The 553-nt window shown below is 46.8% G+C and carries 1 protein-coding gene; it reads left to right on the forward strand.

The annotated features are described in order from the left end of the window. Positions 1-540, forward strand: a 540-nt coding sequence (locus tag JTN23_RS25775; protein ID WP_247238007.1) for a DDE-type integrase/transposase/recombinase, incomplete at its 5' end; no start/stop codon positions are given. Between the last annotated feature and the right edge of the window lie 13 nt (positions 541-553).

Genomic DNA, 553 nt, shown 5'->3' on the forward strand with positions numbered 1-553 from the left:
CTGTGGCAGACGGATTTTACTTATTTCAAGATAAAACAGTGGGGCTGGTACTATCTCTCGACAGTGTTAGATGACTACTCGCGCTACATCCTGGCTTGGGAACTATGTCCAAGCATGCAGGCGGTAGATGTGGAGCGAACGGTGCAGGCGGCTCTACAAGCTAGTAGTTTGAGTACAGGTCAGCGGCCTCGTATCTTGTCGGACAATGGATCAGCGTATGTATCTCGGTATCTAAAGGAATATTTGAAAGGTGAAGGCATTGATCACGTCCGATGTGCTCCCTATCATCCAATGACCCAGGGTAAAATTGAACGTTATCATCGATCCATGAAAAATGTGTTGTTATTAGAGCACTATTTCAGTCCTGATGAACTAAGCAATCGTCTGGCGGAGTGGGTAACTTATTATAACTACCAACGATATCATGACCGGGGCGCCGGGGCGCTCACTAGAAAACGTAAGGCCAGCGGATGCTTATTGGGGCCTTCAGGATCAGATCTTGGCCCAGCGGCAAAAAATCAAGCATATGTCAATGCTTAAACGTCGGAAAAAT

The organism is Telluribacter roseus, from assembly GCF_017355915.2.
Classification (GTDB): domain Bacteria; phylum Bacteroidota; class Bacteroidia; order Cytophagales; family Spirosomataceae; genus Telluribacter.